This window comes from Microcoleus sp. LEGE 07076 (assembly GCF_015207455.1).
Taxonomy (GTDB): Bacteria; Cyanobacteriota; Cyanobacteriia; order Cyanobacteriales; family Microcoleaceae; genus Microcoleus.
Map to the genome: position 1 here is coordinate 1 of NZ_JADEWV010000157.1, position 14055 is coordinate 14055.

The following is a 14055-nucleotide window of genomic DNA, read 5'->3' on the forward strand; positions in this document are numbered from 1 at the left end:
ACAGTGCAGTCTATTGAAGTACCGGGCGCAATTGCTTTTTCTACCCGATTTTGCCAAACAACCTCTGTGTCTTGCCACAAACAGATGGCAGCAGTGCCGACAATACTTTCTAATTCTTGTGTGGTAACGTAATTTTCGGTAGAGAAAGATTTCATGAAGGTTATCAGACACCAGGTAAAAAAATAATTACAGCACTGCCTAAAACCATTAAATATTAATACGGGCCCGATATTCAAAACATGAACAAACAAATATCTCAAAACCGGCTTTCTGTGGGAATTACCGGTCTCAACGAAGTGATTGACGGCGGGCTGATTCCTCAGCGATCTTATCTGGTGCGCGGCGGCCCGGGTACTGGCAAGACTACGCTGGGCTTTCACTTTTTGGCCGCAGGTATTGCTGTGGGTGAAAAGCCGCTGTTTATTACTTTAGGAGAACCGGAAGCGCAATTACGCGCCAATGCCGAAACTCTCGGTTTTGATATCGAAGCGGTGGCTTTCCTCGATTTGAGCCCCTCCTCCGAATTTTTTACAGAAGTTCAAACCTATGACATTTTCTCCCCGTCAGAAGTAGAACGAGAACCCACTACACAAAAGATTATCGAACGAGTCCAAGCTGTCAAGCCGCAACGGGTGTTTTTGGATGCAATTACTCAATTTCGCTACTTAGCAGCAGATGAGTTTCAGTTTCGCAAGCAAGTTCTGTCTTTTCTGCGGTTTTTGGTGGAAGGAGGCGCGACAGTGGTGTTCACCTCCGAAGGGACATCAAGTGCTCCCGACGACGATTTGCAATTCATCAGCGATGGCGTAATTTACTTAGAATTGCGGCCTGAAGGGCGCACTCTGTCTGTCACCAAGCTGCGCGGTTCCAACTTCCGCGACGGCCGCCATTCGCTGCGCCTGACTGAGGCTGGGATGGAGGTATTTCCGCGACTGCTTCCAGACAACTATCAACAGGATTTTGTGGCTGAACCGATTTCTGCTGGGGTTCCAGAAATGGACGAACTTTTGCACGGGGGACTGGAACGGGGGACTGTGACGGTGATTACTGGGCCTAGCGGTGCGGGTAAAACGACGGTGGGAATTCAGTTTATGAAGGAGGCGGCGGGAAGGGGGGAACGATCGGTAGTTTACATTTTTGAGGAGTCAATTTCGACTCTGCTGCACCGCTGCGAATCAGTTAACATCCCGGTTGGGGCGATGATGGCGCAGGGAAGTCTTTCGGTGATACCTGTGGAACCTTTACTCTACTCGCCGGATCAGTTTGCCAATATGGTACGCCGAGAGGTGGAGCAGGAAAAGACGCGGATTGTGATGATTGACAGTATTTCTGGCTATCAGCTTTCGATGCGGGGGCAAGATTTGGTGAACAATTTGCACGCTTTGTGCAAGTATCTCAAGAATATGGGAGTGACGGTGATCTTGATTAATGAGGTAGAAGGGGTTGGTGGAGATTTTCGGATGACCGAGATCGGGATTAGCTATTTGGCGGATAATATTCTGTTTATCCGCTATCTGGAACGCCAACTGCATAATAGAACAGAAATCCGCAAGGCGATCGGCGTAATTAAAAAACGAGTCAGCAATTTCGAGAAAACTCTGCGAGAACTCGATATTACTCGCTACGGCATCAAAGTCAGCAAACCGATATGGGGGCTGCGCGGCATTTTGAGTTCCGGGCCGGTGTGGATTGACAAAGGAACTGATGAAGATTGAATCGGGGTTCTGGGTCGATCTGTGTTTAAAGGACGGGGTTTTTACCCAATCTATCGAGCAAATCTCAAATGGCATCAGCCTGATTCCGAGGAAGCTGACAGATGACTGGCAATTCAATAATTTTAGCGGTTGACCGCAATCAGCGAAACTTGGAACTCTTATCACAATTTCTTAACAAAGAAGGATACCAGATGTTGGCAGCTTCTGACTTGGAAGATGCGGCGCGAGCGATCGGTCAGCCTGCTAGGATCAAGATGGCTTTAGTAGATATTTCTGGTTTCGATCGCCGGATTTGGGACTGCTGCGAACAACTGCAAAGTCACCAAATCCCTTTTCTGATACTTTCGCCCAAACAAAGCGCTGCCATTGGACACGAAAGCTTCTCCCGCGGTGCTCGGAGTATATTGGTAAAACCTTTGATCGTTAGAGATTTGCTGTTTGTTATTCACAGCTTGCTAGGAGAACCTGCGTGAGTCAAATTTTATTGCTTGTCGAACAAAAAGAAAATCGCCGCTTGTTATTAGAATGGCTGGCAGTTTACTATGAGGTATTGCTGCCCAACTCAACCGAAAATATTGATGATTTTTTATCGCTTAATCAATCTTTTGACCTGGCGATAATTGACGGTCAGGCTTTGAAAATCCACTGGCAATGGATCGCTGCAAAAAAACAGGCAGAACACCCCGTATGTTTGCCTTTTCTTTTAATTACATCTCGCTCAGATGTCAAGATGGCAACGCAATTTATTTGGCAAACTATTGATGATTTAATTATTGCTCCGGTCGAGAAGATAGAATTGCAAGCGCGGGTGGAGATTTTGCTGCGATCGCGCCAGTTGTCTTTAACTCTCAAATTGTCTCACGACCAACTCGATCTCGCATTGCAAACAGCCCAAGAACTCAACGAGATGAAAACATCTTTGCTGTACATGATTGCTCACGACGTTCGCAATCCTTTGAACTTCATCCTCGGCACTACGCAAGTTCTTACCAAATACAAATCGACATTAACAGATGAAAAAACACAAGAAATGCTAGACAAAACTCAAGCAGCAGTAAAAAGTATCGATCGGTTATTAGATGACGTTTTGCTGCTGGGTCGATCTGAGTCGGGAAAAATCGCGTTTTGCTCGATACCGCTAGACTTAGCAAAGTTTTGTAATGAACTGGTAGCGGAATTTCAGAGCGGCCTGAAGTTGAAGCCTCAAACCGATCCGGTGACGCTGATTTTTGTGAATCACAGTGAATCGGCGATGGTTTGTTTGGATGCGAGCTTGCTGCGCCGAATTCTGGGCAATTTGCTGTCAAATGCTATTAAATATTCTGCCCCAAATACTCAAGTATTTTTTGAATTAAAAGTTACTGAAATTGAGGTAATTTTTTCGGTAAAAGATGCCGGAATTGGCATACCTTTGGCAGACCAAGAACGGCTGTTTGATTCGTTTTACCGGGCTGCAAATGTCGGTATAATTCCTGGTACTGGATTGGGGCTGAGCATTGTTAAAAAATGCGTGGACTTGCACGGCGGCGAAATTGTGTTGAGCAGTGAAGAGGGTGTCGGGAGTACGTTTACGGTAACGCTGCCGATCGCCAAAATTGAAGAAGAGCAAGTTTTGCCTGCCATGCCTTAAACTATAGTTATCCTCGCATCATTTGTCTAATTTATTGTAGGAACTCTCCCCCTCACGCGCGTGCGTTACCGTTTCCCGCAGGGGTTGGGTGAAGGGTAGGGTAGCTATGCCCGATCGTGAATATCCCCGATCGAGGGTAGGCAAAGAAAGGCACTACCCCTACATATTTTGCGCGATTGTTTAGGATTGCTATACATATTTTAACGCAATACGGTTTACTTAAGACGATCTCCCTGGCACACTCCTTCTCAAGGGGAGTAGGGGGTGGGACAAGAATGCCCTCTTGCGTCCCCCTTAAGAAGGGGGATGCTGCAAGGGATCTCCAGGGCATAAATATGTTAACTCAACGGTATTGTATTTTAACGTAGTTTTGTCCTTCCGAACAAAGCGAAGAAACTGAAGCATTTCGCTTGTATTTTGACAATGTTGTGTTGCACGGCTAAGGGAGTATTGAGAAGTCGATGAGAAGTCGATGAGAACTCACTCAAGAACTCAAATAGCCACGTGATTTAATCAAAATACGGTAGAAAGGGCGATCGACTTAATATCTCTTGCAGCATTCTCGATCGGCAATCAACAAACTAGGCGCTGTAAAACGTAACTATGTAAACGATTGTAAAGCGTGCAAATCCCTTAAAACTGGGTAATTTAACTTTATTTCCATACTGTTACGTAGTTTGGTTTAATTCCGCATACCTACTTAGTAGGCGCGTGCAAAGTTGAATCATGTTTGTCCTCGCGGGCGAGGAGAAAAACACGGGGGTACTCCCTCCGTTAGAAGCTGTGCCTGTATAAAACATCGTAGATATTTCTCAAAAATTTACAATGTTTTATGCAATAAATTCTGATGATTTGACAATCAATTTTCCATCTTGTTTAAACTAGCAATAGGTTTTGTCATGCCAACTTCAAACACTCAAGTTTCAGGAAGTGCGATCGCCTTTATCGATTCTCAAGTTACAGATTATCAAAGTTTGATTGCCGGGGTAACACCGGGTACGGAAGTAGTAATTTTGGATGAGAACCGGGATGCGATCGACCAAATTACCGAAGTTTTAGCTCTTCGCAGCAATATTGACAGCATTCACATAATTTCGCACGGATCTCCCGGCAGCTTGCAACTGGGCAAAACCAGATTGTGTTCTGACAATCTGGAAACTTATGCCGAGAAATTGCAGCAGTGGCGGAGTGCTTTAACTCCTCGTGCGGAGATTCTGATTTATGGTTGTAATGTCGCATTGACATCCTTCACCTTCATCCAGCGCATCGCCCAACTCACAAATACCAAAGTTGCCGCCTCCAAAAACCTCATCGGCAGTGCAGCAAAAGGCGGCGACTGGGAACTAGAAGTAACAACCGGGAAAATAGCAGCCTCTTTAGCATTTCGGCCCGAAGTTCTAGCAGCATACAGCCACGTCCTCTCCACCTTCAGTGAAGCCAGGAACTATAGTGTGGGTACACCGATTGCTGACATGGGCACGGGCGACTTTAACGGAGACGGTTTCTTCGACTTAGCCGTGCTAAACAGGAACTCCAGAGATATTTCCATATTGTTGGGGACGGGTAGTACGGGCAGCTTTGCTACTCCTATCACCTTATTTAATCCAGGTAACGAGAGTCCCTCTGGCGTTGCAGTGCGCGACTTTAATGGAGACGGCAAACTCGATTTAGCTGTAGCGAATCCTGGTAATGGCGGTTTCGTTTCCATCCGGCTGGGGACAGGTACGGGCAGTTTTGGCAATCCTACCAACTTCGGTCAAGACATAAATCATAGCTCGATCGCAGCCGCCGACTTTAACGGAGATGGCAACTTAGATTTAGCCACAATTCGTAACGGCGATACATTCATTTCAATACTTTTCGGATCTGGTACTGGTAGCTTTGGCACTGCCGTTAAGATTAATACCCAAAAACTCAAGTATACTGTTGCCACAGCCGACTTTAACGGCGACGGCAAAGTCGATTTGGTCACGTCGAATAGGGACGATACTGATAACATCTCCATTTTCTTAGGAGATGGTAATGGCAACTTTAACTCCGCCGTTAACCTTACCGCAAGGAGAGGGGATCACACTGTCGTCACAGGCGACTTTAATGGCGACGGTAAACTCGATCTCGCCGCCAATAATAGCACTGATCAAGATGTCTCAGTCTTCTTGGGAGATGGTACGGGTAATTTTGGTAATGCTACCAACTTTGCTGTCAAATTTCGTCCCTATTCTATACTTGCAGGCGACTTTAACGGCGACAGCAAAGTCGATTTAGCCACGTCTAACGACTTTTATACCGTTTCAGTCTTGTTAGGAGATGGTACGGGTCAATTTGGTAATCTCAGCAACTTTACGACCCGAAGCCTCAGGCAAAGTGAAGCTTCTATGGCTGCGGCAGATTTTAATGCTGACGGCAAGTTGGATATAGCTACGGCTTTCAGTAACAATGTCTCGGTTCTGCTGAATACATCGAATACAGTTAATTTCGGTGCAGCCACTTACAGCAGCGTGGAAGGAACAACAGACACAGTAGTTAATATTCCCGTCATCATCACTGGTGGCACTCCCTTAAACGATGTAGTTGTGCCAATTGTCCTCGACCCCAGCAGCACAGCCACCCAAAATTCAGACTACACCTTTTCCCCTACTTCGATTACCTTCCCCGCAGGTGCAACAGGTGACGCACTCACCCAGAATATTGCAGTTACTATCAAGTCTGACAGTATCAAAGAAAACGCCGAAACCGCAATTTTTAACCTGGGTACAATCACAGGTGCGATGGCTGGTTTCACAAAACAAACCACACTAACTATTGCCGATCGAGGTTCTGTTGCTTATGCCATTGCCACCAATGCTGCCACCATTGAGGAAGGCAATAGCGGCAAAAAACCTCTAACTTTCACTGTGACTCGCAGCGAGGACACTAGCGGGGCAAGTAGCGTCAACTATGCGATCGCAGGAACTGCTACCAACGTCACCGATTATAACAATATCGGCGGCACTTCTGGCGCACGAATTACTACGGGTACGATTAATTTTGTGACCGGTGAAATATCGAAAACCATTACTCTGGATGTGTTGGGCGACACCGTAGTTGAACCTGATGAAACTATTACCGTCACCCTGTCAAATCCCACAGGTGTCGCAGCGGCAATACCGATAATTACCGCTGATACTGCTACCACGACTATTATTAATTACACTGCACCGACACCAATATCGCCACCGATACCGATACCAGAAGCACCAACACCAACACCACCACCAAGACCGATATTCACACCGATACCAGGGCCAATACCACCAACGCCGACACCAACACCACCAACGCCGACACCAACACCACCACCAACGCCGACACCCACACCACCAACGCCGACACCAACACCAGCACCACCACTAACACCAACGCCGACACCACCACCACTAACACCAACGCCAACACCCACACCAGAACCACCAACGCCGACGCCAATATCGCCAACGCCGACACCCACACCACCAACGCCGACACCGACACCACCGTCACCAATACCGATACCAACACCGACACCAACACCGACACCAACGGATAATCGCCCACCAGTTGTAAATATTTCTATCTGGTCGCAAAGTGGATCGCGAGATTTTTTTCAAACTGGCAATACGTTTACCTTCGATCCAAACACTTATACTGACCCCGATCCGGGCGACAGCATTAATTATACGATCGCGATCGCGTCGAAGCAACCTAAGTTCGCTTCGCAAAAGGATCTCAACGGCGTTGACTATCGGAAGCCGATCGATGGGTCAAGTTTTGATGAAATTCCTCTCCCTTCATGGTTAACTTTCGATCCCGAAACTCGCACCATTAATATAGGCGAAACTCGCCCGAAGAGTTTTGGCTACTGGCTGAAGATAACGGGAACGGATTCATCAGGTGCCAGCGTTAGCGAGATCGTCCGGTTCAATAGTAACAATTTCAGCGGTTTTGGTTTTGTGATTGACAATTACATTGCTGGTGCTACTGTCTTCTTAGATGCCAACAAAAACGGCATACTCGATCCTAACGAACCCTCTGCCATAACTAGCCCTAATGGTGAATTCAATCTGAATCTCGCCTCCAACATTTTTGACAAAAATGAAAACGGGGAAATTGACCCAGAAGAAGGCAATATAGTTGCCATAGGTGGCACCGATACCGCCACCGGTTTACCGCTAGAAACACCAGTTACCGCACCACCAGATGCTACTGTTGTCACCCTCTTAACCAGCTTAGTTGCTGACTTAATCGACAAAGGAGTTACATCAGAACAGGCACAATCTTCCGTCAAAACTTCCCTTGGCATCCCCGCTGATATTGACCTAATTAGCTTCGATCCCATCAAGGCAACCAACAACAACCAGCCAGGAGGAGTCCAAGTCTTATCCGCAATGGTGAAAGTCCAAAACGTCATCACTCAAACTAGCGCTTTGATTGACGGTGCTTCTAGTGCATTAACTAAGGATATTGTCAAGGCTGTTGTCAGTTCACTTACGACTCGAATTCAATCCAGTACAGTTTTAAACCTCAGCAATGCAGCAGATTTAGAACCAATAATTCAGCAATCTGTCAGTAGAATCAAGCAAGTTGACCCGACTTTTAACAGTCAAAACTTCACCCAAATTGCCTCGCAAGCTGCGACAGTAATGGCAACAGCAAATCAACGCATTGATAGCGCTGTCTCCAGTACAACAGGAACATCCATTCCCGAAGCAGTCGCCCGCGTCCAAAAAGTATCTTTGGGCGCAACGAGTCAAGACTTTAAAGCCGTTGGTGCCGGAAGCAAGCCAATTTCCCAGTTAGTTGCTGAGAATACTGGTACGGCTTTAGATACCAAAATTGAAGCTGTAACAACACCTGGTGGGATTGCGACTCCTGTTGTCACGGGCGATGCGGATTTCGGCAGCAATTCTCCAGATGCAATTCTCGGTACAAATGACGACGATATCCTGACTGGCGGCAGCGAAAATGATGTTTTGATGGGCATGAGGGGCAATGATTACCTCGACGGTACCTCTGGCAATGACTCTCTTTTCGGCGGCAAAGGTAACGATATTCTGCTGGGAGGTAGCGGAAATGATGCGTTGTTTGGCAGCCGCGGTGCTGACATTTTGAATGGCGGTGATGGCAACGATATTCTGCTGGGAGGTAAGGGTGATGATTTGCTGACTGGCGGTTTGGGAAGTGATGTTTTGACGGGAGGTAATGGCAATGATAAATTCTTGCTTTCCACCAATTCTGGGACTGATATTATTACTGACTTTGAAGTTGGTAAAGACTTGTTAGTTTTGGGTAACGGACTGACTTTCTCGCAATTGTCTGTTACTCAAGAAAACAGTTCAACTTTCATCCGTTTGTCGGCAACAGGTGAAATTTTAGCTTCTCTGAATGGGGTGTCTGCCAGCTTGATTAATGCTGCGAATTTCAATTTAGCTTAGAGCCATCAGAGGGGTAGGCACGGGCGCATTGGTGTCAATTTAGGCCTGAAACCCATACAAATGTCGCTTTTAGGCAAAGTCTAGATCCCCCTAAATCCCCCTTAAAAAGGGGGACGAAAGAGAAGACTTCTGTCGCTTTATCAGTTCGTTTAATCAAATCAGAAAATCCTTAAGAAGGGGGACTTAGCCACTCTTTATCTCCCCTTTTTAAGGGGGGTCGGGGGGGATCTAGACTTTGAAAATACGCCCTAGGAGGGATCGATCGCTAATAGAAAAACAAATCAAAGTTCTAAGGGAGCCACAGCGTTCAATAATTCTTCTAGGATAAACCTGAGTAATGATTGAGTTGCTAATACTAAGCCTAATCTGGCTTGGGCAAGTTTTGGTGTTTCTGTTTTAACTTCACCCCAAATTCGACACTGGCTGTAAAAAGTCTGAAATGCTTGGCTCAAATTATTAGCTGTTTTGAAAAAGTTGAGTGGTTTTTGTTGGGTGCAATTCCGAAAAACTGGAGATAAATTGTCTAGGGCTGTGATTAGTTGTGAGATTAAATTGTATTCTGCTGGATGTACTAATCGCAGCTTTTTGTCGTCGAGCCAGGGGATGGGGTTTGGGGTTGTTAGCGACCAAATTTGGGGTGCTGTGGCGACATCGGGTTGGCCGATCGCAATTAACAGATCGCGATCGGCCATTCGCAGCAGGGAACAGCAGCGCGCGTGGCTGTATTGAATGGGAAACAGCCGATCGGCTGACAACGCAGGAGATAATATTCTAAATTCTGGGAGTGGGAGGGAATTTTGAGCTAAACGCTGCAACCAGATGGCTAAACCTGTATCAGTCAGCTCTAGCTCAATTATGCCCGTTGGCGCGACTTTAATGGCGAAATCTGGACTGCACAGCGGTTCGAGATTTTCGGCTAACTGTGCTGCGATCGCCTGCGGTGTCTGCTGCCAAGTTTTAGCCAATTTGAGGGCGATCGCAGACACGTACAGCACCCGATCGCTATCTTTACCCCGATTTAACGGAATTTGTGCCAGCGTCTTCTGCTGGGCGATCGCGCCGGGAAACTGAGAAAGCAAAAAACACTTAACTGTAACTTCTCGGCACTGCTGCATATTTGCTGTATCAATTATTGGTCGATCCTGGGGTAAAAGTGACTGGAGAGTGTTACCGCTGGGGCTGTTGTTGTACGTTAAACTGCTGATATCTAAAGATGGTCGATCGGCTCGCCCGGACGGCCTACATCGAATTAATCGGCGCTTGAGCGATTTTTGGGGTGCATATATAATAATTTACGAAAAACTCTTGGCTGAACTCTACCATTTTAATGTATTTTTTGCTACATTGAATTTTTAGGTGAAACAGAGAAGAGTCAGCACGCTTCTGAAGCGTGCAAGCTCGATCGGGGGTTGGTTGTCTCACTTTGTATCGCAATGCTGGCAGAAGCTGTTTTTTTGACGAATTAAATATATCCCAAAGCCTCACTTATGCAATCAACTTCCACACCTGTAGAGACGATCGACCGACCTTTTATCACTTGGCAGCGAATTATTGACTGGGCCCAGGAACACTACCGCTGCCGGACTTTTAGCAAAGACGAGAAGATTCCCGCCAGACCAGGACTGCTCTATTTAGTCCAGAAAGGTGCTGTGCGGCTCGTAGGTAGCGCTCAAGTTAGCGCCTCGGCGAAGCCCGGGTTAAAATCAGCTCGCAAAACTACAGAAGAAGCTTTTTTGGGCTTCGTCGGCGCGGGTCAACCGTTTGAACTGGTTGCTCAGTCTCCGTTTACCCTCCAAGCTTTCGCTCACGCCGATCAAACTCACGTAGTGTGGATGTATTGGCACGATTTGGATAATTGGCCTCACTTCCGCAGGGAAATTTTGGATGCGTTTCGCTATCAACACCAGCGAAAACTGCTCTGGCTGAGCACTTTGGGACAGCGCCGGACGATCGACCGACTGCTGGGTTTTCTCACTTTGCTGATCGAAGAGTTTGGTGAACCTTACGTAGGTGAGACAGAACCGGATGTGGTTCGGGGCTACCGGCTGCCTTGGGTGTTGACTCACGCTCAAATTGGCAGCGCCATCGGCTCAACGCGGGTGACTGTGACGCGGCTGATGGGCAAGTTGCGATCGAAAGGTTTGATTAATACTGAGGATGACAATTTAATCTGTTTGCCGGCTAAGGCTAACCCCCAAAAGAGTAAAAATCAAAAGCAGGATGTAGAAGCATTTCTCGAAGACGAACTCGAAGATGAACTCGAAGACGAACTCGAAGACGAACTCGAAGACGAACTCGAAGATTCTTGATAAAATCCTGCGGGCGCAACCCAGTAAACAGCGGTTAGCTATTATAACCGCGCCAGACAGCTAGGAGGTTCGGTTCTCGCATTGCGCTTTGTCCGTGCAATCGATTGCTTCTTCCCCGGATAACTCAAGCGTTTTATCGCGACGATAACTCAAGCTTTCTTCGATATTCTTTCTTGCATCTTCCTTCTTCAGACTGCGATTTTTCTTGTTGCTTGTTCGGTGTAGGATGAATAGTGTAAAATTTTTCTGTTCTCTATCTTGTGCGACTGACAATGACCGATGACAAGCAAAAATCTCCAATTCCCAACGATCGGCAACGGGTGGTATTTTGCGATTTTGACGGTACGATAACAGTTGAAGAGACTTTTGTGGCAATGCTAAAGCATTTTGCACCGGAATTGTCGTCTCAATTGATGCCGGAAATGTATGCAAGAAGGCTGAGTTTGCGATCGGGAGTGCGGCAGTTACTGGAGTCTATTCCCTCGGAATGTTACGGGGAAATTGTGGAATTTTCTAGGGGAAAGCTGATGCGACCGGGATTGGTGGAATTGCTGGATTTCTTGGACGATAAAAGGGTGGGTTTTGCGATCGTTTCTGGCGGGCTTCGGATTATGGTAGAAGCTGTAATGGGCGATTTGGTACACCGGGCGATCGCCCTTTACGCTGTGGATTTGGACGCGACAGGCGCTTGTTTGCAAGTCAATTCTGAGTTTGAAGGAGATACAGAATTGGTGTCTAAGGTGCGGGTGATGCGCCTCCACCCGGCCTGCGAACAGGTGGCAATTGGAGATTCGCTGACGGATTTTAATATGGCTTTGCAGGCTTCGTCTGTGTTTGCGCGCGATCGGCTTGCCGAATATCTAGACGAACAGCAAAAGCCTTATACTAAATGGGATAATTTTTTTGACGTGTTGGAAACTTTATCCCAGAAATGGAATTGAAACTATAGCCTTTCTCAGGTGAATTAGATTCTCTCGGGCATTGGCCAAACAGGGCATTGGTGTTTCTTCACTCTGCGGTATGTGTATTGGTAAGGTGTACATTGTGCACCCTACATTTAAATAGGCTAGCGCAATCCCTATTAACATAAAAGCTAGATAAAAAACTGAGGATTTGGAAAGAATGAGTGGCGATTTGAGATTGGATTTAATTGCAGCAGCCAAACATTTTTACGATCGCGGTTGGATGGTGGGGACTGCTGGCAATCTTTCAGCCCGCTTACCAGATGGCAGTTTTTGGATTACTGCTAGCGGGCGCGCCAAAGGGCAGTTGACTGAAAAAGATTTTATCAGAATGAGTTCCGACGGCGCGATCGTCGAGCAACTTGTAGCCGAAAGCCGCCCTTCCGCCGAAACCAGCATTCATTTAGCCGTTTACAATTGTTTTCCAAACGCTAAAGCTTGCTATCACGTTCACTCGATCGAAGCAAATTTAGTTTCTCGGCTAACAGCAGGCGATGCAGTGCCCTTACCCGCGATCGAAATGCTGAAGGGTTTGGGAGTGTGGGAGGAAAACCCCCAGGTGTCGATGCCCCTATTTGCAAATTATTTGGCAGTCCCTAAGATAGCCAAGGAAATTTGCGAATATTTTGCCAGTTGTGCGCCTGCTGTACCCGCTTTGTTAATTCGCGATCACGGCATCACAGTCTGGGCTGACTCGCCAGCCTCCGCCTACAATTACGTAGAAATTGTAGAATACATTTTGCGATACACGATCGCAGCCCGCCAATTAAATTTAGACTTGAGATATTAGATATGAATTTGGGAAATTTCTAGACGCACAACCGAATTATGTAGGGTGTGCGGCGTACACATTACCGCTATTACTGTGTAGACTGTATAAAACAAGCAAACATCAATAACAGGTCACAAATATTATGGCTAAATATAACAGAGTTTTATCCATAGATGGAGGCGGAATTAGAGGAATTATCCCCGCGCAAGTTGCAGTTAGCATCGAGTCAAAACTGCAACAAAAAAGCGGCAACCCAGATGCGAGAATAGCTGACTATTTTGATTTAATCGCCGGCACAAGTGCCGGAGGAATTTTAACTTGCATCTATTTGTTCCCCGATGCCGAAAATCCCAGCCGGCCTCGATGGTCTGCCCAAGACGCGGTTAATTTTTCCATCAACAACGGCCGCGACGTTTTCAAGAGTTCATTTTGGCAAAAACTTCGAGTTCTAGACGGTTTGATAGATGAAAAATATTCGAGCGCTCCATTAGAAAAATCCTTTAGCGAAAACTTTAGAGATTGCCAACTCAGCCAATTGCTGAAACCTTGTTTAATTTCCAGTTACGACATTGAAAGAAGAAAAGCTAATTTTTTCAATCAAATAGATGCTAAAAAACATCCAGAATTCGATTATTTTATCAGAGATATCGCCCGAGCCACATCTGCTGCTCCTTCTTACTTTGAAGTTAGTAAAATCTACTCTTTAACAAACGAATGTTACGCTTTAATTGACGGGGGAGTATTCGCAAACAATCCGGCACTTTGTGCCTACGCGGAAGTGAGAAATAAATTCAGAGCGTCCGAGGATCGCCCCGAGAGAGGCCCGACAGCAAAAGATATGGTAATTTTATCATTAGGGACGGGGGAAGCTCAGAAAAAATACCCCTACGAAGAAGTGAAAAATTGGGGTCAAATTCAGTGGGTTGAGCCTTTGATTAATATCATGATGGCGGGAGTTGCTGAAACTGTAAATTATCAATTAATCCAAATTTATGATGCGATTGAAAGACCAAATCAATATTTGAGAATTAGTCCTGATTTGAGCCACGAACCACCGCTGCTGATTGATGATGCTTCGGAAGAGAAGATATCGCAACTGCTGAGTATCGGCAACAAGCAAGCTGAAAAGTATAACGAAGAGTTGGATAAGTTTATCGAGTTGTTGCTTGCCGAGTAGCCAGAAGATTTTAGATTTTGGATTGAGTCCTATTGTAGGG

Annotated in this window: 9 protein-coding genes; 8 read left to right on the forward strand and 1 reads right to left on the reverse strand. The window is 46.3% G+C overall.

The features are described 5' to 3' along the window. The first annotated feature begins 239 nt into the window (after positions 1 to 239). The 4 genes from IQ270_RS21845 to IQ270_RS21860 all read left to right on the forward strand — a co-directional run bounded on the left by IQ270_RS21845 (position 240) and on the right by IQ270_RS21860 (position 8795). Positions 240 to 1715: an ATPase domain-containing protein gene (locus tag IQ270_RS21845; protein ID WP_193975309.1), complete on the forward strand. Its 1476-nt coding sequence runs from the start codon at positions 240 to 242 to the stop codon at positions 1713 to 1715. Positions 1716 to 1816: 101 nt separating this feature from the next. Next, entirely contained in the window at positions 1817 to 2188 is a 372-nt protein-coding gene (locus IQ270_RS21850; protein ID WP_193975310.1) for a response regulator, read from the forward strand. Continuing rightward, entirely contained in the window at positions 2185 to 3345 is a 1161-nt protein-coding gene (locus tag IQ270_RS21855; RefSeq protein WP_193975311.1) for a hybrid sensor histidine kinase/response regulator, read from the forward strand. Before IQ270_RS21850 ends, IQ270_RS21855 begins: the two co-directional genes overlap by 4 nt. A gap of 899 nt (positions 3346 to 4244) precedes the next feature. Continuing rightward, positions 4245 to 8795 (forward strand): DUF4347 domain-containing protein, encoded by a 4551-nt coding sequence (locus IQ270_RS21860; RefSeq protein ID WP_193975312.1) that lies wholly within the window; start codon positions 4245 to 4247, stop codon positions 8793 to 8795. 281 nt (positions 8796 to 9076) lie between these two features. On the opposite strand, the gene IQ270_RS21865 is transcribed toward IQ270_RS21860, so the two are convergent. Further along, a complete protein-coding gene (locus IQ270_RS21865; protein WP_228056581.1) occupies positions 9077 to 9910 on the reverse strand; it encodes a DALR anticodon-binding domain-containing protein in 834 nt (277 codons plus the stop codon). A gap of 372 nt (positions 9911 to 10282) precedes the next feature. On the opposite strand from IQ270_RS21865, the gene IQ270_RS21870 reads away from it, so the two are divergent. The 4 genes from IQ270_RS21870 (at position 10283) to IQ270_RS21885 (ending at position 14015) form a co-directional block, all read left to right on the forward strand. Continuing rightward, complete coding sequence (locus IQ270_RS21870) at positions 10283 to 11104, forward strand: Crp/Fnr family transcriptional regulator (protein ID WP_193975313.1); 822 nt, start codon at positions 10283 to 10285, stop codon at positions 11102 to 11104. 272 nt (positions 11105 to 11376) lie between these two features. Further along, the gene (locus IQ270_RS21875; RefSeq protein WP_193975314.1) at positions 11377 to 12045 is read left to right on the forward strand and encodes an HAD-IB family phosphatase; all 669 of its coding nucleotides are present in this window, start codon (positions 11377 to 11379) and stop codon (positions 12043 to 12045) included. A 181-nt stretch (positions 12046 to 12226) separates the two neighbouring features. Further along, positions 12227 to 12856: a methylthioribulose 1-phosphate dehydratase gene (gene mtnB, locus IQ270_RS21880; RefSeq protein WP_193975315.1), complete on the forward strand. Its 630-nt coding sequence runs from the start codon at positions 12227 to 12229 to the stop codon at positions 12854 to 12856. Positions 12857 to 12980: 124 nt separating this feature from the next. Continuing rightward, a complete protein-coding gene (locus tag IQ270_RS21885) occupies positions 12981 to 14015 on the forward strand; it encodes a patatin-like phospholipase family protein (protein WP_193975316.1) in 1035 nt (344 codons plus the stop codon). Positions 14016 to 14055: the final 40 nt, after the last annotated feature.

Coding starts and splice junctions, on each gene's coding strand:
- IQ270_RS21885 (WP_193975316.1), top strand. CDS start 12,981: ATGGCTAAATATAACAGAGTTTTATCCATAGATGGAGGCGGAATTAGA.
- IQ270_RS21870 (WP_193975313.1), top strand. CDS start 10,283: ATGCAATCAACTTCCACACCTGTAGAGACGATCGACCGACCTTTTATC.
- IQ270_RS21865 (WP_228056581.1), bottom strand. CDS start 9,910: ATGCAGCAGTGCCGAGAAGTTACAGTTAAGTGTTTTTTGCTTTCTCAG.
- IQ270_RS21860 (WP_193975312.1), top strand. CDS start 4,245: ATGCCAACTTCAAACACTCAAGTTTCAGGAAGTGCGATCGCCTTTATC.
- IQ270_RS21850 (WP_193975310.1), top strand. CDS start 1,817: ATGACTGGCAATTCAATAATTTTAGCGGTTGACCGCAATCAGCGAAAC.
- mtnB (WP_193975315.1), top strand. CDS start 12,227: ATGAGTGGCGATTTGAGATTGGATTTAATTGCAGCAGCCAAACATTTT.
- IQ270_RS21845 (WP_193975309.1), top strand. CDS start 240: ATGAACAAACAAATATCTCAAAACCGGCTTTCTGTGGGAATTACCGGT.
- IQ270_RS21875 (WP_193975314.1), top strand. CDS start 11,377: ATGACCGATGACAAGCAAAAATCTCCAATTCCCAACGATCGGCAACGG.